At 42.2% G+C, this 20,899-nt stretch carries 18 protein-coding genes; 8 read left to right on the top strand and 10 right to left on the bottom strand.

Going from position 1 to position 20,899, the window contains the following annotated elements; all coding sequences use genetic code 11:
* Positions 1-4: 4 nt before the first annotated feature.
* The 6 genes from nuoE to FRX45_RS06630 all read right to left on the bottom strand — a co-directional run bounded on the left by nuoE (position 5) and on the right by FRX45_RS06630 (position 5,785).
* Positions 5-469 carry an NADH-quinone oxidoreductase subunit NuoE gene (nuoE, locus tag FRX45_RS06655; RefSeq protein WP_152267632.1) on the bottom strand — a complete coding sequence of 155 codons (465 nt, stop codon included), beginning with the start codon at positions 467-469 and terminating at the stop codon, positions 5-7.
* A gap of 287 nt (positions 470-756) precedes the next feature.
* Complete coding sequence (nuoC, locus tag FRX45_RS06650) at positions 757-2,535, bottom strand: NADH-quinone oxidoreductase subunit C/D (protein WP_317163096.1); 1,779 nt, start codon at positions 2,533-2,535, stop codon at positions 757-759.
* 6 nt (positions 2,536-2,541) lie between these two features.
* Positions 2,542-3,180, bottom strand: coding sequence for an NADH-quinone oxidoreductase subunit NuoB (gene nuoB, locus FRX45_RS06645; protein WP_152267630.1), 639 nt, complete (start codon positions 3,178-3,180; stop codon positions 2,542-2,544).
* Positions 3,161-3,607, bottom strand: coding sequence for an NADH-quinone oxidoreductase subunit A (locus FRX45_RS06640; protein ID WP_152267629.1), 447 nt, complete (start codon positions 3,605-3,607; stop codon positions 3,161-3,163). The genes nuoB and FRX45_RS06640 overlap by 20 nt, the downstream gene beginning before the upstream one ends.
* A gap of 190 nt (positions 3,608-3,797) precedes the next feature.
* The gene (locus tag FRX45_RS06635) at positions 3,798-4,229 is read right to left on the bottom strand and encodes a CBS domain-containing protein (protein WP_152267628.1); all 432 of its coding nucleotides are present in this window, start codon (positions 4,227-4,229) and stop codon (positions 3,798-3,800) included.
* 185 nt (positions 4,230-4,414) lie between these two features.
* Entirely contained in the window at positions 4,415-5,785 is a 1,371-nt protein-coding gene (locus FRX45_RS06630) for a tryptophanase (RefSeq protein WP_152267627.1), read from the bottom strand.
* A gap of 288 nt (positions 5,786-6,073) precedes the next feature.
* Here FRX45_RS06630 and typA point away from each other — a divergent pair, with 288 nt between their 5' ends.
* Positions 6,074-7,885: a translational GTPase TypA gene (gene typA, locus FRX45_RS06625; RefSeq protein ID WP_152267626.1), complete on the top strand. Its 1,812-nt coding sequence runs from the start codon at positions 6,074-6,076 to the stop codon at positions 7,883-7,885.
* A gap of 246 nt (positions 7,886-8,131) precedes the next feature.
* Positions 8,132-8,860 (top strand): 6-phosphogluconolactonase, encoded by a 729-nt coding sequence (locus tag FRX45_RS06620; protein ID WP_152267625.1) that lies wholly within the window; start codon positions 8,132-8,134, stop codon positions 8,858-8,860.
* A gap of 46 nt (positions 8,861-8,906) precedes the next feature.
* Here the strand turns inward: FRX45_RS06620 and FRX45_RS06615 are convergent, their stop codons facing one another.
* The 3 genes from FRX45_RS06615 to rpiB all read right to left on the bottom strand — a co-directional run bounded on the left by FRX45_RS06615 (position 8,907) and on the right by rpiB (position 11,509).
* On the bottom strand, positions 8,907-9,320 hold the full coding sequence (locus tag FRX45_RS06615) for a hypothetical protein (protein WP_152267624.1): 414 nt from the start codon (positions 9,318-9,320) through the stop codon (positions 8,907-8,909).
* Positions 9,321-9,444: 124 nt separating this feature from the next.
* Positions 9,445-10,950, bottom strand: a complete 1,506-nt coding sequence (locus FRX45_RS06610) for a M28 family peptidase (protein ID WP_152267623.1) — start codon at positions 10,948-10,950, stop codon at positions 9,445-9,447.
* Positions 10,951-11,044: 94 nt separating this feature from the next.
* Complete coding sequence (rpiB, locus tag FRX45_RS06605) at positions 11,045-11,509, bottom strand: ribose 5-phosphate isomerase B (RefSeq protein WP_152267622.1); 465 nt, start codon at positions 11,507-11,509, stop codon at positions 11,045-11,047.
* A gap of 138 nt (positions 11,510-11,647) precedes the next feature.
* Between rpiB and FRX45_RS06600 the strand changes: the two genes are divergently transcribed.
* The 6 genes from FRX45_RS06600 to FRX45_RS06575 all read left to right on the top strand — a co-directional run bounded on the left by FRX45_RS06600 (position 11,648) and on the right by FRX45_RS06575 (position 17,762).
* Positions 11,648-12,535, top strand: a complete 888-nt coding sequence (locus FRX45_RS06600) for an AraC family transcriptional regulator (protein WP_152267621.1) — start codon at positions 11,648-11,650, stop codon at positions 12,533-12,535.
* A 12-nt stretch (positions 12,536-12,547) separates the two neighbouring features.
* Positions 12,548-13,651: a nickel-binding protein gene (locus tag FRX45_RS06595; RefSeq protein ID WP_152267620.1), complete on the top strand. Its 1,104-nt coding sequence runs from the start codon at positions 12,548-12,550 to the stop codon at positions 13,649-13,651.
* Between the two features lie 271 nt (positions 13,652-13,922).
* On the top strand, positions 13,923-15,320 hold the full coding sequence (locus FRX45_RS06590; protein WP_152267619.1) for an FAD-binding oxidoreductase: 1,398 nt from the start codon (positions 13,923-13,925) through the stop codon (positions 15,318-15,320).
* Positions 15,321-15,408: 88 nt separating this feature from the next.
* The gene (locus FRX45_RS06585) at positions 15,409-16,350 is read left to right on the top strand and encodes an alpha/beta fold hydrolase (RefSeq protein ID WP_193311607.1); all 942 of its coding nucleotides are present in this window, start codon (positions 15,409-15,411) and stop codon (positions 16,348-16,350) included.
* A 320-nt stretch (positions 16,351-16,670) separates the two neighbouring features.
* The gene (locus FRX45_RS06580) at positions 16,671-17,225 is read left to right on the top strand and encodes a hypothetical protein (RefSeq protein ID WP_152267617.1); all 555 of its coding nucleotides are present in this window, start codon (positions 16,671-16,673) and stop codon (positions 17,223-17,225) included.
* Between the two features lie 81 nt (positions 17,226-17,306).
* The gene (locus tag FRX45_RS06575) at positions 17,307-17,762 is read left to right on the top strand and encodes a nucleoside deaminase (protein ID WP_152267616.1); all 456 of its coding nucleotides are present in this window, start codon (positions 17,307-17,309) and stop codon (positions 17,760-17,762) included.
* Between the two features lie 318 nt (positions 17,763-18,080).
* On the opposite strand, the gene FRX45_RS06570 is transcribed toward FRX45_RS06575, so the two are convergent.
* Positions 18,081-20,618 carry an outer membrane beta-barrel protein gene (locus tag FRX45_RS06570; protein WP_152267615.1) on the bottom strand — a complete coding sequence of 846 codons (2,538 nt, stop codon included), beginning with the start codon at positions 20,616-20,618 and terminating at the stop codon, positions 18,081-18,083.
* Positions 20,619-20,899 lie beyond the last annotated feature (281 nt).

Here is a 20,899-nt window from a genome sequence, read left to right as displayed (position 1 = left end):
TTGATCAGGTATATTTCAACAATATGTCATCCAATGTTTCGATACTAATATCTGTGTACAGTTCCCCGTTAATGATCAATGCCGGTGCATGATCGCAGCAACCCAGGCATGCATTAGGCAGCAGGGTAAACCGCTGATCAGCGGTAGTTTCACCGAATTTTATTTTTAGTTTCTGTTGTAATGCTTCATAAATGTTTTTATAGCCCATCACATAGCATGAAATGCTGTCGCAAAGCAAAATAACATGCCGCCCTACCGGACTGCGGAAAATGAGGTTATAAAAAGTAGCTACACTGTCCACTTCAGCCGCACTCATTTCAAGGCATTCTGCAATATCGCTTACGCTCTCATCATTGATCCAGCCGCGGTGCTGCTGAACAATTTTCAATGCTTCAATCACCGCCGCTTTTTTATAAGGCAGTTTTGCCGCTTCATGATCAATGTCCTGTATTTCTTCGTTCGAAAGCATAATTATTTGTCAATAGTTAAGGTTTAAAACTTTTATTGCCCGTCAAATACGAATAAGCGTTTTGAAATTCAATTATTCGCCTCACCCCGGCCCTCTCCTCGCGGAGAGGGAGCAGAACTCGCTACCGCAAATGATCTCATCAACTTTATACATTTTTTATCGGATAATGCTGGTTTAAATCTTTCAGTGTCTCCATTTTCAAGTTTTCATACCGGCTTGCCGAAAGATTTTCTCATCATAATATCTTTACATTTACATATTCTCACATTTACACACTTCCACATTATCTACCGGTCAATATCCGCCAGCACAAAATCAACGCTCCCCAATATCGAAAGCAGATCGGCAACCGTATATCCCTTGCTGATATAGGGCACCATCTGCATATGCGGAAACGAGGGCGTTCTGATCCTCACCCGGTATGCGGCGGTGCTTCCATCGCTGATCAAATAATAACTGTTGGCCCCCTTTGTAGCTTCAATGCAGCTCATCGCTTCACCGGCAGGAATTACAGGTCCCCAGCTCACGTTCAAAAAATGTGTGATCAGCGTTTCAATATCCTGCATCGTATGTTTCTTCAATGGCGGAGTGGTAAGCGGATGATCTGCTTTATAACTGCCTTCGGGCATATTGTTGAGGCATTGCTCTACGATCCGGAGGCTTTGCCGCATTTCTTCTACCCGCACAACCGACCGGTCATAACAGTCGCCATTATGCGCAATGGGAATATCAAAGTCGAACAGCTCATACCCCGAGTAAGGCCTTTTTTTTCTGAAGTCCCACTCCAACCCGCAGGCCCTCAAACCCGGGCCGGTTACTCCCCATTCAATGGCTTCATCGAGCGTGTATATGCCAATGCCTTTTGTTCGGGCCCGGAAGATGCTGTTGCGCATCACCATGTTGTTGTATTCTTTTAACTGCCCGGGGAAATGATCAACAAATGACTGCACTAAGGGTTCCCATCCTTTGGGAAGATCCTGCGATACACCGCCAATGCGAAACCAGTTGGGGTGCATGCGACCACCGCAGATGGCTTCGATAATGTCGAAAATTTTTTCGCGGTCGGTGAACATATAAAATACCGGCGACAACTGGCCCACATCCTGGGCAAATGTGCCAAACCATACCAGGTGGCTGGCAATGCGGAATAGCTCGCACAGCATTACTCTTATCACTTTTACCCGGTTGGGCACTTCAATACCAGCCAGCTTTTCTACGGCCAGCAGGTAAGCCAGGTTATTCATAACGCCACCGAGGTAATCTACCCGGTCTGTATAAGGAATATAAGTATGCCAGCTTTGCCGTTCGCCCATTTTTTCGGCGCCGCGGTGGTGAAAACCAATTTCCGGAACCGCATCCACAATATCTTCACCATCAAGCTGCAAAATGATCCGCAGCACACCATGCGTACCAGGGTGCTGGGGGCCTATATTGAGGAACATAAAATCTGCATCATCGCTTTCGCGCTGCATACCCCATTCTTCGGGTTTAAACCGCAATGCTTCCTGTTCGATGTCCTGCTTTTCATCCCACAACTGGTAAGGGCCCATTTCTGTTGCCCTGGCCGGATGTTCTTTGCGAAGGGGATGTCCCTTCCAGGTAAGCGGCATCAGGATGCGCTGCAGGTGAGGATGTCCTTCGAAGCGGATGCCAAACATATCGTACACTTCCCTTTCGTACCAGTTGGCATTTTTAAAAACAGCAGCAATAGAAGGGAGTGCAGGATACTCACCCTGCAAAGCTACTTTAAGTCGAATGAAATGATTGTGACGGTATGAAAACAAGTGATAAACCACCGTAAAGTCTGAAGGCGGAGTATTTGCTTTTTTTGTTCTGTTGCGTTCATCAATGCCGCTGAGATCATACAGGAATGAGAAAGATTGAATGGGATCGGATTTGAGGTATTGTATTACAGGTATAATTCTTTCCTTAGGTACCCAAACTGTGGGCATCTCATCAACGGTAATTTGCTGTTGAAACGCATCATTGCTGAACCGTTCCTGCAGATGCTGTAATATGGCATTCGCAAGCTGCATACAGTTTGTAATTTTATTCCTGTTGTACAATTCCTGCTACACTTCATCCACTCCTTTGTATTGTACGTTGTTCATTCTTTCTTCTCTTTTCCGTTCTTTCATGGAAGCAGGTTGCGGTTTAATAACTCCTTGCTCTCCTATCACCCAGCTTAATGGCCGTTTTTCTTTTCCTACTGCATCAGCAAGCAATATAAGTCCCTGCATAAAAGCATCGGGCCTGGGCGGACAGCCCGGCACGTATACATCAACCGGTAAAAATTTATCTACACCCTGTACCACGCTGTAGATATCGTACATACCCCCGCTGTTGGCACAACTGCCCATAGAGATCACCCACCGTGGTTCCATCATTTGTTCGTGCAACCGTTTAATAATAGGAACCATTTTTATAAATACCGTTCCGGCAATCACCATTACATCCGCTTCGCGTGGTGTACCACGGATGACTTCGGCGCCAAAACGGGCTACGTCGTATTTGCTCGTAATACTGGTTGCCATTTCTACAAAACAACAACTCAATCCAAAATGAAAAGGCCACATTGAATTTTTGCGCCCCCATGCCACCAGGTCCTGCAACGAAGTGAGCATAATGCTTTTGCTTACTGCTTCTTCCATCGTTCCCGAACCGGAAATATTGCCTGTTGAATCGCCTGCTTTACTTACCCACCATTTCATTATTGCCGTTTAATTTTTTTTGATGCATTACTTTTAATAATTTCTTCCCGTTTATTCCTATATCTAAGGCTCCTGTTCCCCATTCATAAATCAATACCACCACTAATTGCGCAACAAATATGGAAGCACCGATATAACCCGGCCACCCTAATTCGTAAAACCCCAGCGCCCACAACATGATAAATACTGCTTCAATATCAAAAATGACAAACAGCATGGCCACCAGATAAAATTGTGCTGAAAAACGAAGCCTCGCGGAGCCGGTTTGTTCAATCCCTCCTTCATAAGGTTTGCCTGTAGCCCTGTCGTTGTGATGCTGACCCAATAAATAAGATAAAATAAGAATAGCACCCAGTAATACAATAACTATTCCTGCATACAGGAACAAAGGCCATAATGGCATATTATATATTGCATTCTCAGGCATACACGCTGCTTATTCACTAATGAGGAATATAACAAGGTTCAGCTCTTTTGCACAAAGGGAAGGATAAGAGCGCGTTCCAAAATTTTATACTGCTTTGTCCCCTGCATCCCGCCATGTGCGGGAAGGAGAAAAAATACTATAAAAGTGCAGCGAAAATTTGGGAATGCGTCCCATGATAAACCAAATGCCTTTAACTGGAAATATAATGCTCAAGGTTTTCAATGATAAAATCTTTCTGATTCATAATATAATTCACCAGGTCACCAATAGATACCAATCCAACTAATTTTCCATTCTCGAGCACAGGCAAATGGCGAATGAATTTCTGGCTCATCAGCTTCATGCAATCACCAATTTCTATATCAGGAGTAACGTATACTGGTCTTTCTGTCATGATGTGCCGGACCAGCGTTTCTTTTGAGGAGCGCCCCTTTAAAATAACTTTGCGGGCATAATCGCGTTCTGTAAATATTCCGTTCAGTATACCGTCATCTTCCACCACCACAAGCGATCCGAGATTGTTTTCTTCCAGTATCTCCAGTGCTTCATACACCGAACTATCGGGGCACACAGTGTATACCATGTTTCCTTTTAATTGCAGGATATTTCTTACGGTATCCATGACATTAAATTTAGAGAACTAATTGCACTGTTAAATTAAATCTTTTTATTAAAACATGCAAGCATTTGAGATTTGAAATTTAATACCTCCGGCCAGCAGGTTTGAGATGGAGCGGATTTATAGTTTATAAGTTTGTGGTTTATCGTTTAGATGATTTTCTTTCGGATTGTGTCCTGCATTTAACTTCATACCTTTTGAAACCTTGCCGTAAAATGCCGCAGGTAAGGAGTTTCATATATTATTTTATACCCGGTTATATTTTTTCTCTGCTCAAAAACATCTATAATTACTTCTGCTGTATAATCAATATGACTTTGGGTATACACCCGGCGGGGAATAGCCAAACGAACCAATTCCATAGCGGCAGGTATAAGGCTCCCGTTTTCCCCGTATTTGCCAAACATTACCGACCCTATTTCCACACCCCGTATGCCGCCTGCAACGTACAGGGCGCCGCACAATGCCTGCCCGGGATACTGATCGGGTGAAATATGCGGTAAAAAAGCCCTGGCATCTAAATATACCGCATGTCCGCCCGTAGGTTTTATATAAGGCACCCCTGCTGTATCTAATTTTTCGCCTATGTATTCAATACTGCGAATGCGGTATTTTAAATAAGGTTCCTCCATCACTTCGTTTAAACCTATGGCAATGGCTTCAAGATCCCGGCCGGCCAATCCACCATAGGTAGGAAATCCTTCTGTAATGATCAGTATGTTGCGGCATTGCATGGCTAAAGATTCATCACGCATGGCTAAAAAACCGCCTATGTTGGCCAACCCATCTTTTTTAGCGCTCATGGTGCATCCATCGGCACAGGAAAAAAGTTCCTGTGCAATTTCCAGGATGGATTTGTTTGCATATCCCGCCTCTCTGATTTTAATAAAATAACAATTCTCCGCAAAACGACAGGCATCAATAAACAGCGGTATATGGTATTTATTGCAAACCCGTTTTGCCGCCCGGATGTTTTCCATACTCACCGGTTGCCCGCCACCCGAATTATTGGTAATGGTAATTACAACCAAAGGAATTTGCTGAGCTCCTTTTGCCACGATGAAGCGTTCAAGCGCTTCAACATCTATATTGCCCTTAAAAGGCGCCGGAACGGAGGGCAACATCCCTTCTGAACATAAAAGATCAATACCTTCTGCACCGGAAAATTCAATATTAGCCCTCGTGGTATCAAAAAGTGTATTGCTTACTACATATTTTCCTTTACCTCCCACAATGCTGAATATAATTTTTTCGGCGGCCCTTCCCTGGTGCGTGGGTATAATATAAGGCATGCCGGTTATGTTCCGTACCGCTGCTTCAAATCTGAAAAAACTTTCGCTACCCGCATAGCTTTCATCGCCCCGCATAATGCCGGCCCATTGTTCGCTGCTCATGGCGCTGGTTCCACTGTCTGTAAGCAAATCAATCATCACCTCTTTTGCCTGTATCAGAAATGGATTATAAAAAGCTTTTTGAAGTATTTCCTCTCTTTGTTGTGGAGTGGTAAAATAAATGGGTTCAACCGATTTTATTTTAAATGGTTCAATAATGGTATGCATAAACAAATCAGGTTTAATGAAATGAAGAAGTGAAACGGGACTTTATAGAAAGAATGAGTCGGGAGTGGAGCCCCATTAAGTGGGATTTTTAATGATATTTTTCCAGATAGTCACTGCTGAGCGGTAATTGAACGCTAAAATAACAATAATTAAGTAGCAAAACGATTGTGCTCCCATGGATTTGTTGTAGCTTTGCACCCTCAAAAAAATAGCCATCTGGCTTTAGGTGTCTCATACAGCCTTAATGGGCGTTGCTGATTTCTAAAGGCTGAGTTAAAGAATTTAAAAATGCAGATAAGAAACATAGCCATCATCGCCCACGTTGACCATGGTAAAACCACACTGGTTGATAAAATTTTACATCAAACCAATGTATTCCGCGCTAACCAGGAAAGTGGCGAACTGATCATGGACAGCAACGACCTGGAAAGAGAAAGAGGCATCACTATTTTTAGTAAGAATGCTTCTGTTATCTATAAAGGCGTAAAGATTAATGTAATAGATACCCCTGGTCACTCCGATTTTGGCGGCGAGGTAGAAAGGGTACTGAAAATGGCCGATGGTGTGCTGTTGTTGGTAGATGCTTTTGAAGGTCCTATGCCACAAACCCGTTTTGTGCTGCAAAAGGCCCTGCAATTGAACCTGAGACCAATGGTGATCATTAATAAGGTAGATAAAGCAAACTGCCGCCCCGATGAGGTACATGATGCGGTGTTTGAATTGTTTTTTAACTTAGATGCCACCGAAGAGCAATTGGATTTCCCTACTTTTTACGGATCCGGTAAAAACGGCTGGTTCAATGATTCGCTTACGCCTTCCGAAGATATTACTCCCCTTTTAGATGGTATTTTAAAGTATGTGCCCGAACCTAAGATAAATGAAGGACCGCTGCAGATGCAGATCACCTCATTGGATTATTCCTCTTTTCTGGGGCGCATAGCGGTAGGTAAAGTTACCCGCGGCAGCATAAAAGAAGGTCAGCCTTTTGCACTGGTACAGGCGGATGGTTCCATCAGGAAATCGAGGGTAAAAGAATTATATGTATTTGAATCGCTGGGCAAGAAAAAAGTTACCGAGGTAATAGCCGGTGATATTTGTGCTGTTGTAGGACTGGAAGATTTTAATATTGGCGATACCATTGCCGATGCGGACAACCCCGAAGGATTGCCGGTAATCAGCGTGGATGAACCTACCATGAATATGCTGTTCAGCATCAACAATTCTCCCTTCTTTGGCAAAGATGGAAAATTTGTTACCAGCCGGCACCTGCGCGACAGGCTGATCAAAGAAACAGAGAAAAACCTTGCACTTAAAGTTTCAGATAACGATAATGGCGACAGTTTTATGGTATATGGCCGCGGCATATTGCACCTGGGCATATTAATAGAAACCATGCGCAGGGAAGGCTACGAATTAACAGTGGGCCAGCCCCAGGTAATTGTAAAAATGATTGATGGCAAAAAATGTGAGCCTTATGAAATTTTAGTGGTGGATGTGCCTGAAGCATTTGCCAGTAAGGCCATTGACCTGGTATCGCGCCGCAAGGGTGAAATGCTGGTAATGGAAACAAAAGGCACTATGCAGCACCTGGAGTTTGAAATTCCTTCACGCGGTTTGATAGGATTGCGCACACAACTGTTAACGGCAACTACCGGCGAAGCTGTAATGGCACATCGCTTCAACGAATACAAGCCGTGGAAAGGGCCTATTCCGGGAAGGAACAATGGGGTATTGCTTTCCAAAAACCAGGACAAAACAACCGGTTATTCCATTGATAAATTGCAGGATCGCGGAACCTTTTTTGTAGATCCGGGTGAAGATGTATATGCAGGACAAATTATTGCGGAACATATTAAACCGGGCGACCTTGTAGTGAATGCCACTGAAGGTAAAAAACTCACCAATCACCGCGCCAGCGGCAGCGATGATGCTACTCGCATAGCGCCTAAAACGATCATGTCGCTCGAAGAATGCATGGAATATATCCAGCACGATGAATGTATTGAAGTTACGCCTAACCATATCCGTATGCGCAAAGTGATATTAGATGAAGAGGAACGCAAAAAGCAATCCAAAAAACTGAGCGTACAGGAAGCGTAAAAGCGGTTAGTATTTTTTTAAAGGCCGGTTCGGGAGGATCGGCCTTTTTTTGTATAGCAGTATTTTGCGGGACAGGAGTCCCGGGAGAACATAGTGATACGAAGTCTGGAGACTTCGTTATAGCGAGTGATGCGAAGTTGGAAACTGCGTATAGCGGTTTTGGTGTACAGCACTCCAAATGCGGGGCAGCAATAACCAATCAAGCCGGTTTTTATTTTTACCGTAGCAAGAATACCTTTACAGGATATGCAACTTACCATTTTTAAAGACTACAATGCCTTATCGCAACAAGCGGCAGATGAAATTATAGCATTGGTAAAACGCAAACCGGATGCCGTTTTGTGCCTGGCTTCGGGAAGCACACCCCTGCTTACCTGTCAGCTATTAACAGAAAAAGCCTTAACGCAAAATATTGATTTTTCGCGTTGCATTTTTATAGGATTAGATGAATGGGTGGGCATCCCCCCTGAAAATGAAGGAAGCTGTGCATTTTTTTTCCACAACCAGGTCTTTAAACAGTTGAACTTTTCTTCTTCCCGCATCCATTTGTTTAACGCTTTATCCGAAAACCTTGCACGGGAATGTGAAACAATGGATAATGTTATTGTTGAAAATGGTGGCATTGACCTGATGCTTGTTGGCGTTGGAATGAACGGGCATATAGGTTTTAATGAGCCGGGCGTATCCTTTGATCTTTATGCGCATGTAGCAAAACTGGATGAAACTACCACTTCTGTAGGTCAAAAATATTTTAGAGAAGCTACTGAACTCAGGCAGGGCATTACGCTTGGATTAAAACATCTTTTGGAAAGTAAAAAGGTATTAATGCTTGCCAATGGCAATAAAAAAGCCGCAATAATACAAAGGGCCATTGAAGGTGAGATAACCAACCAGCTACCTGCAAGTATTATACGCCGGCACCCCAATAGCACAGTAATGATTGATGAAGACGTTGCAGCTATGCTTGGACGTTAGTGACTGTTTATATGATTGCCAAAAAAGCGAATCAATAATTAACCCTTTATTTCTTCAGGTGACCTCTCTTATAAGCCTGTAGTTCTCGCGCATCGGGTATTGCCCGCACCAGGTAAATCAGTATGAAAATTTTAATAATAATGCTGCCACCCAGGTAAGTAGGTTTAAGTGCGGCCGAAATAATAGAAATTATAATAAAAAGGAATAATGCAGATAAAATAGAGGGGTATGGATTTCTTTTGGCTAAGAAAGCCAGTATACCAAAAAGAAAAACTTCAATTGATGTAAGTATAGTAACTGCCCACGAAAAATGATTGCTGGCTAATATAGATATGATTTCACCCGCGATAATCAGGCACAAAGTGTCCAAAATTGTATTTCTCGTTTTATTTTCATCCATTTTCCAACGGGGCCCAGGTTGCCCGGAGAGGGAAGAAGGTGGGTTGTTTCGCTTTCCCATTCATTTTTGAAACAAAATAAAGCAAAAACGCAATACCCCCAAAGGAATAGTCGTTTGTTTTAACACAATTATTTACAGATTGCATTTATTTACATGTACTTAGGAACTTCATGGCATCACAAACTTATCTTGTTCCCCCATCCAGCGGGATATCCCGTTTTAGCATATCGTTACGATTGGCCATATCCCAGGCAGTAAAAAATATCAGCTTTGCTCTTTTTTGCATCAGGCTGTAATTGATCTTATCCGGCGTATCGGTTGGCTTATGATAATCGGGATGTAAACCGCTGAAATAAAATATTACAGGTACCCCGTTTTTGGCAAAATTATAATGGTCGCTGCGATAATAGATCCTTTCCGGGTCTCTGGGATCATTGTATTTATAATCCAGTTCCAGTTTGCTGTATTTTTTATTAACCGCCTCGCTAATGGGCTTCAGGTCGGAGCTCAGCTTATCATCACCAACAATATAAATATAGTTGGAGGAGTCTCCGTGTTTACGACTGGGATCTATCCGTCCTACCATATCAATATTCAAATTCACCGTGGTTTTATCCAAAGGCAGGGCGGGATGCGATGAATAGTAACCGGAACCCCATAAGCCTTTTTCTTCGCCACTTACGGTCATAAACAAAATACTTCTCCGCGGACCCTTACCCGCCGCTTTCGCCTTTGAAAATGCTTTTGCCAGTTCCAGTATGGTTACTGTACCCGAGCCATCGTCATCGGCGCCATACCATATGGTATCATTTTTTGTTCCCAGGTGATCGTAATGGGCGGTAAGTACCACATATTCATCCTTTAAGTCGGTTCCTTCCAAAATGCCCAGCACATTGCTGCTTTGCAGGGTAATGGTTGTTTTATTAAAGCTGAGTGCTATATTGGCCGGATAAACCTGTGGCGTATACCCTGCTGTTTGGGCTGCTGCTTTTTGAGCGTTGTATCCTGATCCTATTATTTTTTCTGCCAGTTTTTCGCTGATGTAAAACGTATTAATACCTTGCGTTTTCTGGTAGCGGTTTACATACATACTGCCTCTGCTGTTTGTGGGGGTAATATTTTTATTGATCACTAAAAGCGCAGCGGCGCCGTTTTCCATTGCAGCGCTTTGTTGTGTAAACCCGCTGAAACCTTTCCGGCTCCCCGCCGGAACATCCTCAGACCATACCATCACCAATTTTCCTTTTACGTCCAAACTTTTGTAATCATCCCGTGTTGAATCGCTTATCCCATATCCTGCAAAAACAACCTCTGAGAAGTGGTAGCCCGCAGGGTGATTGGCCATAAGATTTACAGAAAAATCTTTGCCTGCTACAAATGCGGTGTCGTTTACAGATAAGGAAAGGTTTTGTAAAGAGTCAATATATACGGGGAAGTACATCTGGTAGTTGTTGTTATTTCCCGGAGCCAGGCCAAGTGTTTTGAATTCATTTTGAATATAGGCCGCAGCTTTTCGCTGTCCTTCAGTAGCCGTTTCGCGGCCTTCCATTTCGGCGCCGGCAATAATATATAAATGCCTTTGCAAATCTTCAATAGTAATATTTTTTGCAAAAGGTTTGGGGTTGGCTTTGCGCTGGGCCTGAACCAGCAGGGCGGATAAAACAAAAACTAACAATACCAGTTTTTTCATAATACGATCTTTTGAAAATAAATATGCCCAAACATAACGGAAAATTACATTTGGGCATACAGTTGTTATGATAAATGGTAACAAACAGGCTAAATTACATACAGGCTATTTTACCTACTCTTTTCGCATGGCGTCCGCCTTCAAATTCTGTTTTAATAAACTTCCATATCATTTCCATGGCAAGTTCAACAGATACAAAACGACTGGGTATACAAATAATATTGGCATCATTGTGCATGCGCGCCATTTTACTTACCGTAACACTCCAGCAAATAGCAGCACGCACATGCTGGTGTTTATTGGCTGTTATGGCCACGCCATTGCCGCTTCCACACAAAAGAATGCCGAATGCCACTTCTTCTTTTTCAACAGCCATGGCAACCGGGTGAGCAAAATCGGGGTAATCAACCGACTCTTTAGAATCCGTTCCGAAATCCTGCAGTTGAAGGCCCTCCGTTTTCAGTTGGGTAATAATTTCTTCTTTATAAGCAAAACCGGCATGGTCGCAACCGATAGCAATAGGTTGAAAAAGATTAAAAGACGACCGCAGTATACTCATATATACAATGTTTGCCCGTGAAAGAATGCAGGATACAAAAATAGGCAAAGCAATGCATAACCCTGTATTAAAAAATTTCACTTGCTACTCAGGAATTTGTATCTTAACAAGTGGTTTCGTTCACTTTAAAAGAGTGGTATGATCAACACTTACGATTTTCAGGTAGAACATCCCGAAATGTTTGCACATCTGGCGGTAAAGGATTTGCTTTTTCTCCACTACAAATGTCCGCAGGAGGATAAAATGATCCATATTTACACTCACCTCAACAAATTCATATTTGTATTAGAGGGAAAAAAAATGCTCCACCATCGCAATCAGTCATTGTTGCTTACCACTGAAACCGCCGTCTTTTTTAAAAAGACAGCATATAGTTCGGAAAGGTTCCGGGATATAGAATGGGAGGTGCTTTGCTTTTATTGTCCCGACAACTATTTGCGGCAGATTTTTTCAGAATACCGTCATCAACTTCCTTTAAAAAATTTACCGGTTGCCTGTAGTGATGTGCTGATTGAAATAAATATAAATCCCATTACCCGCGCATTTTTCTATAGTATAGTGCCATACTTTAAACAACAACCCCAGCCTTCCGAAAACTTGCTGGAGCTAAAATTCAAAGAATTACTTTTCAGCATTCTTGCTAACCCCGCCAATGCGCAACTGCTGGCGTATGTAAACAATATCATTGATCAGCATAAGCCTTTGTTATCCGAAATTATGGAAGCCAATTTCACTTTCAACTTGTCGCTGGCGGAGTTTGCAAGGATAGCGCAACGAAGCCTGGCAAGTTTTAAAAGAGAATTTACGAAAATCTATCACACCACTCCCGGCAAATGGCTTTCACAAAAAAGACTGGAATATGCGCAACATCTTTTGGATACCAGTACAAAAAATGTAAATGAAGTGTCATACGATAGTGGTTTTGAAAATGTCACCCATTTCAGCCGGGTATTTAAAGAAAAATTTGGATTAGCTCCGCTGAGATACCGTAAGCAAAATGCATCGTTGACTTTATTAAACCAATAAAACCTGTTGCTGATGCCGCTGTATATGGATTTTCATAAGTTCGAAAATGTAACCATTGAAGCCGTAAAAACGGCCCACATAGCGGATATTGGAGTGCAGGATAAATATGGCGTGAAGTATCACCAGTTTTGGGTAAACGAAGAAGAAGGCTCTGTTTTCTGCCTGGTAGAGGGCCCCGATAAAAAGACCTGTGAAAAGGTGCATCAAATAGCACACGGCAATGTAGCCTGCGCTTTAACAGAAGTGAACCAGGGCTTGTATGCAAAGTTGATGGGTAAAGACTACAAGGTAGATCATGGGCATGTTAGTCATGCAGATGGAACGATTGACCTGGGATACAGGAATATCCTGGTTGCATCTCTATATGGTATTACCTCAGCTAAGAACTCTAAAGACCTCTCATTATTAGTAACACCTTATTGGGCAAGAAAACTGATTACAAAAAAAATGGAAGCCTTTAACGGCCGTGAAATAAAATGGGATACCGATGACAGCCTTATTGCTGTTTTTAATGATTCTGCAGAGGCAGTACGATGCGCCTTACAGATACAAAAAGAATTGATTGAGTCAGAAACAAAAAATCCTGCTATTGTTTTTAAAATAGGTATCAGTGCAGCGCAGCCCGTAACAAAAGAAGGAGATTTTTTTACAGAAGCTATCAGGCTGGCCCATCGCTTAAGTATTACTGCCAGTAATAACGAGGTGCTTATTTCTTCCCTGGTAAAAAAACTTTGCAAGGATGAACAACTGATAAACAACAGCAGTTCTGCCAGGTCTCTCAGTTGTACCGAAGAAGAATTCCTGTCAAAACTTTTGGGCATCTCCGAAACAAAATTATCCGACCAGGATTTTGAGCTGAATGATCTTTGCACGGAGGTGGGTATCAGCCGGCCCCAACTCTATCGTAAAGTGAATGCCATTACCGGCCACTCTCCTAATGACTTTATGAAAAACCTGCGCCTGAATAAAGCCCTGGAATTATTAAAACAAAAGAAAGCCAATATTACAGAAATAGCTTTTGAAACAGGCTTTAACAGCCCTTCTTACTTTACCAAATGCTTTACTGAAAAATTTGGCTGCACCCCTTCCCGCTTTGCTAAAATTAATGTAGCCTGAACAACGAACTGATCAGATATTGATATTCTTTGAATAATAATTGATACCTCCATGTCCGCAGACGTTCTACTTTTGTGATAAGTTGTTCTTCACGCTCGCGTTACTATTCTTCCAACAGATCCTTTGAATGTTCCTGCTTTCTTTTTGATACCCAAAGAATAATTGAACCTGTAAGACAGAATTTTGAGCTTTTAAGAAAAGCATACGACCCTGCCGCTCAATAATTTTGTAAAGGTTTTAGCACGTAATTCATCACTTCAAATATTGCTATATGACATCTAAAACGATTGCTGCTTTCAAAGCCAGTTTACGGGGAAAACTGATTCAGCCGGAAGATGCTGAATACAATACCGCCAGGAAAGTGTACAACGGTATGATTGATAAACATCCTGCGCTGATTGCTCAATGCGCAGATGTGCAGGATGTGATTGCCTGCGTAAATTTTGCAAGAGATAACAAAGTTCTATTAGCTGTGAGGGGAGGGGGTCACAATGCCGGGGGACTCGGCATTTGCGATGATGGATTGGTCATTGATCTTTCTTCCTTTAAAAGCATACAAATAAATGAAAAAGACAAAACAGTAAGAGCTGGTGGCGGCTGCTTACTGAAAGAAATTGATGAAGCCACGCATAAAGTAGGAATGATCGTTCCTTCGGGCATATTCGGCACCACCGGAGTAGGCGGATTGACCCTGGGTGGAGGCCTTGGCAATTTCACCCGTTCGTTTGGTCTTACCATTGATAATTTACTGGAAGCGGAGGTGGTGCTCGCCGATGGCGCTACGGCAACCGCATCTGCCAGTGAAAACCCCGATCTCTTTTGGGCTTTGCGGGGTGGCGGCGGCAACTTCGGAATTGTCCTTTCATTTCTTTTTAAGCTGCAACCGGCACATACCGTGTATGCAGGCCCCATGCTTTGGGAGCTGGAAGACGCCGCCGAAATGATGGAATGGCATCATGATTACATCACTAAAGCCCCCGATGAAATGAATGGGTATTTTGCTTTTCTCACTGTTCCGCCGGTTGATCCTTTCCCGGCACACCTGCATATGAAAAAAATGTGTGGCGTTGTGTGGTGCTATACAGGCCCATTGGAAAAAGGAGAAGAAGTTTTTAAACCTGTCAGGGCCAAAAAAACGCCTGCACTTGATTTCACCGGTCCTATGCCGGTTCCCGTATTGCAAACATTATTCGATGGATTATATCCTCCGGGATTTCTTTGGTATTGGAAAGCGGACTTTGTAAAAGACATCGAAAAAGAGGCCATCGATTTGCATATAAAATATGCTAATGCTTTTCCTACTCCGTTCTGCCAGATGCACATGTATCCCGTTAATGGGGCTGCTTCCCGTATTGGTAAAAATGTAACGGCCTGGAATTACCGCGATGCCAATTATGCCATGGTGATAGTTGGGATAGATAATAATGAAGCCGGCAAAGAGAAAATAATAGAATGGAGCAAGGCTTACTGGAATGCATTGCATCCATATTCCTGTGGCGGGGCTTATGTCAATTTTATGATGGATGAAGGAGAAGAAAGAGTCAAAGCCACTTACGGAGAAAATTATGAAAAGCTGGTTGAGATAAAAACCAAGTACGATCCCAATAATTTATTCAGGGTAAACCAAAATATTAAACCGCAAAAAGCATCAGCAGGGGCAATGGCCTGATGAATAACAAAGTCCTGATTTCTATGATTCGATGTGGAACCTCGATGCTGTTTACATAACAGTGCAATTAATGCTTAAACAGTTTGATATGAAAAAGAATTATTTCTCTCTAAGTCTCTGGCTGCTTCTGTTTTATTTGTGCTCATGCAATAACAGTAATACGGGCACAACAACGCAAAATGAAGCCAACGCTGCTCCTGAAGTGAAAGCTGTTTTCATTAATGGTGACAGCATCCATTACATTGACATCGGAAAAGGGGATCCTATTGTACTCGTACATGGAGTAATGGGAGATTACCGAACCTGGGAAACGCAAACAGATGTTTTTTCCAGGAACCATCGGGTAATTGTTTACAGTTTGCGCTATGGGTATCCAAACAAACAAACATTGGATAGTACAGCCGATTATTCGCTTAGCCAAAATACCAAAGACCTTATTATATTGATTAAAGCGCTAAAACTGGAACCTGTTCACCTGGTGGGGCATTCATCCGGAGCTTTTGCAACCTTAATAACCACGATAGAGCACCCGGAATTGGTTAGAAGCCTTACACTTGCGGAACCACCTGTGATGTCGTTGCTGAAAAATGTTCCCGGGGGTGACACATTGGAGAAGAATTTTTGGAAAGCGGTCTTTCCCGCGATTGAATTATTTAAAAATAATGATGACGAAAAAGCTGCAGAAATTTTTGTTCATGCTGTGATGGATGACAGCCAATATTTCGCCAAACACCCTCAAAGGATGAGAGAAATCATCATGGCAAATACTGCGCAATTGAAAGGATCCATTCTTTATCCCAAAACCGTATTCCCCCCCGTTAGCTGTAATGATCTTAAGAAAATAAAAACACCTGTTTTATTGGTGGAAGGAGACCAATCACCCTTGTTTCTGACTTCAATTATCGATGAACTTGAGCGTTGTTTAGGCAATAAGGAAAAAGCAACCCTTCCCCATACTTCGCATGGATTGGAATATGAAAACCCGGCGGAATTTAATAAGGTAGTGCTTGGATTTATAGATAAAAATTAATTGCGGAGTGATAGCAGGGTTTTAGGGACAGCATCGCGCATTCAGGGTAAACCAAAATATTAAACCACAATTGGCAGAGACAGATGCTGTAGCATAAGGAGTTTGTGGTTTGTAGTTTATGGTTTATAGTTTCCTTAAATTCAAAACCGTAAAAAAAATTTGCTGCCATTTTTCTTCTGCGCTCTTTGCGGGTAACCAGCCCGTGGCGCAACCTCTTTTAAAATTACCAATACTATCCATTACCTGCTGTTTCCTGAAAAACAGAAAAAACCGACTATTAGTTTGGTGATTTAACATTATGTCTCCAAAAATTTTCTTTTATGAAAAAGATTCTTATCACAGTTATACCCGTTTTGTTTTTTATGGTACCATGTCAATACAGCGATGCACAGTCATTCAATGGAAATAAAAACTTAAATCAATTTTCCATTCCCGCGGCCCAAAGCTTCGCTGAGGAAAAACCTCCCCCGAAAGCCAGGCAATATTTAAACAGCATCAACATAAGAGCAGTAAGAGATTTCATGAAACGACATGCAAATGTTGATAATGAATCCTGGGTTGTTATGGACGATGGCGGATCTAAAGTAAATTTTATTGCCGGCGGTATTGATTATACAGTTTATTATAATAAACACGGAAACTGGACAAACAGTTTGAAAACGTATACAGAAGCGCAATTGTCATTTAAGATACGCGCTATGATTAAACGGGAATACTATGACTATAGCATTGCACATATCTATGAAATTGAAACGATCAAAAGCAATAACAGCCCCACTTATATTATTCGTTTGGAAGATGAACATTCATTTATCTTTATCAGGATACAGGATGAGGAAATGGATGTTTGGAAGGAACTGGAAAAACTGGAATAAGGTATTGGAGTATGGCTTATCATTATTGTTTGTTCCCTTTCGCAGCTTTCATAAGGCGGAATTGTTCTAATTTCGGCTTCTATGCAGGAGGATATACATTTCATGCAACAGGCATTGAAGGAAGCCAAAAGGGCCTTTGAAGAAGAAGAAATACCTGTAGGCGCCATTGTAGTAATGAACAATACCATAATTGGACGCGGATACAACCAGGTTGAAAAATTAAATGATCCCACCGCGCATGCAGAAATGATCGCGCTTACTTCTGCATTTAATTATCTGGGCAGCAAATACTTACCGGAAGCCAGCATCTATATTACAGTGGAACCCTGCCTGATGTGTGCGGGCGCTTTATACTGGAGCAAGATTGGCAGAATTGTTTTTGGCGCTGCAGATGAAAAAAACGGGAGCATCAGCCGGCCACCCTTCAGCACGCAGCCGCAACTATCCCCCTTTCATCCCAAAACCATTGTGCAAAAAGGTATTCTGCAGGATGAATGCGCACAACTGATGAAAAGTTTTTTTAAGAACAGAAGATAGAGCAATGTGAAAATGTGAATCCTAAAATATTAAGAAAAGAACCAAATAACAAGAACCAAATAAAGTGCGAAGGCAAAAATCCGAAATCTGAAATAAAGCACCAAGAACCAAATAATAAGAACCAATAAAATCCCAAATCCGAAAGAAGGCAGTCAGCGACCGGCTGTGAGCTATGAGAGCGCTACAACAAAAAAAATACATTCTGCCATTGGTAGCTACTGATCTGATCGCTGACAACCACAACCGATAAGCACTCATTGGCGAACCCTCCCTGCAACTTGAAACCTGTGCCCTGAATCACAATCTCAAATCCGTCTCCTAATCATCATCCCCACCGTCGCCTCCGCGGTTATTGCGGTGTAATAAAGAAAAATCGGCTTTACCAAATTTATAGCTGAACGATATGCGAAAACCTCTTACACTCCATCTCCTGTATGCATCCTGGTAAAAGTTTTCTGTATCATAAATGGTTCCCCAGCGCCTTGTGTTAAATACATCGTTAATGCCGAATGTTACAGAAGCCCTGTTGTTCTTTAAGAAATCTTTACGCATAGCAAAATCAACATCGAATTCGGCAAGCCGTCTGCCCTGCGGTATTACCTGTGGCGATTCATAGTCGGCTATAAGCTGAAAGCTGAGGTTATTGAACAGTGCGCTTTTTTCAGTTTTAATCTTATAATTACTGATCAGCCGCGACTCCCAGTTAAATCCCTTATTGCTCAGATCCGTGTTGTTGATCTTTGCCTGTACCGTGCGGTACTGCAGGTTAAAAGTGGGTGTAATTTCGAAATTGGGTCCTATTTTATGTTGCACGGTAAATTCGGCCCCATACCTGTTGGTGGTATTGGCGTTTACCCAGGTATTCAAAATGGCATTGGGATCAACCGCTGCATTTTGCAATTGCTCAAACTGCGCTGCTGTTATGGTATCACTGTATTGTGTAATATCATTAGGATTGCTTCTCCAGTACAAAACGCCTAAAAAATTTCCGCTGGGATAATTTTTGCTGTAATTCAATTCAAAGGAACTGATGAACTCTGGTTCCAGTTGCGGATTACCCTGCCGCAGGTTAACGGGGTCATTGATCTCTATATAAGGATTTAACTGCCAGAAATCAGGCCGCCTGATCCTCCTTGAAAAGTTAACCTGGATCTCGTCATCCTCCCCGATTTTTTGAGTAAGGAAAAGGCTTGGAAACAAGGCGTTCCATATATTTTTAATGGAAGCCGGATATTCATAACCAAACTTAAACGCACTATCAATCAGCAGTCCGTCAAATTTAGAATATTCAGCCCTTAAGCCCGCCTGGTATGAAAATGTTCCGATCTTTTGCGAATAGGTGCCATATACGGCATTCACGTTTTCGGTGTATTTGTAATTATTGCTTAATGGCAGTTTTGTTTCCTGCCCGTTGTCAAAACCAAAGACATTGAAGTAGCTTTTATAGTCGTTAAAATAGGCCCTCAATCCTGTCTCAAATTTTGCATTTTCTCCTATAGGGTGCACATAATCGGTTTCAAAAGTCATCTGGTTGTTTTTGTTGCTCCCATCATTATTCACTGTGGCGGGAGATTTATATTCTGTACCATCGGGAAAAAAATAAGTATTGAATATGGTTGAATTGGAGCTGCTATTGCCATAGTTATATGTAACATCCGCCGTAAGTTCCCTGCCTTCCTGTGGAAAAGTATGTTTGTAATTGAGCCGGGTGCTGTTGCGGTTAAATCCCCAGCGGCCGTCCTCGGAGCGGTCGCCGTAATATTGTACAACTTTATCGCTGTTCAGGTATTCCTGATGCTGCAATTCATCATTTCTGGAATTTCCGCCTCCAAAACGTTGTGTGATGGAAATGGTATTGCGGTTATCTACAAAATAATCAAACCCAAAATTAATGGAGTTAAATTTCCGGTGCCGGGTATTAACACTGTTCTGATTAAAAAAATCCCTCGTAACACCCTGCGACTTATTTTCCCGCAATGTTCTTCCCTTGGCCTTACCTCCGGATTGGTTATAACCGCCGCTCATGAAAAAATTTAATTTCCCCTGCCGCATATTTAAACTCAGGTTGCCGCTTAGTATTCCCGGCGTACCTACAGATGCGGTAGCAATTCCATTTAAGCCTATGCGTTTTTCTTTTTTTAATACCACGTTAATAATACCGCCCGAAGTGGAAGCATCAAATTTTGCCGATGGATTGGTAATCAGCTCTACCTTTTCAATATGATCGGCAGGTATCTGGTCTAAGGTAAGAATGGTAGGCCGCCCGTCTACAAATATCTGGGGGGTACTGTTGCGCAATTCCACATTACCGTCAATATCAACAGATACCGATGGAATATTTTTCATAACGTCAACTGCTGTTCCGCCTGTGGCCGTTAAACTCTTAGCCACATTAAATACTTTACGGTCTATACTCATTTCCAGCGCCGGTCGGGTAGCCGTAATGGTTACATCGGCCAATTGCTTTATTTCGGGATGGAGGGAAATATTACCCAGGTCTTTCTCAAATCGCCCCTTCCCTGCGGAGGACGCCCTGATGGTACGCTCCACCGGTTCATATCCCAATGCGGAAATGATGAGCTTATAATTATGCCCAGTTGAGATATTAGTGAAACTAAAATTACCATTGGATTTGGTGAGCATCCCACCGTATAAGCTGTCTTTATCTGCCAGGTACAATTGTACCGAGGCCGCTTCTATACCCTTACCAGAATTTTCATCTATTAATTTTCCATAAATCCTGTTCGTCCTGACCTGCAGAGTTGGAATATCCCCCGATGGTTGTTGCTCAGGATTCTGGGCATTGGCTTCACAAAAAATAAAAGTAAAAACCAGTAATGGTATAAAAATCTTCATACTTCATATTTGGGTTGATGAATCAAAAATGACTACTAACCTGATCGACAGATCATAAGTAAGCACCAGGGGTTTGATAAGTACAATTTCCTGGCTTAAGGTGCCAAAAAGGGATGTATAAGAGAAAAGTCAAAGATACGCTTTTATGCAGGAGCCGGGTATTATGGGGCAGCATTTAAAATGCATCGTAAAATATTTTAACTTTTCATTGCCATAATTTTTCCGTTACGGTAATAGTTGCCGCAACATATGCCGCAGCAACACTTCACAAGGACAATTTC

The organism is Agriterribacter humi (assembly GCF_009192765.1).
Classification (GTDB): Bacteria; Bacteroidota; Bacteroidia; order Chitinophagales; family Chitinophagaceae; genus Agriterribacter; species Agriterribacter humi.
This window is presented reverse-complemented; position numbering and strand designations above follow the sequence as displayed.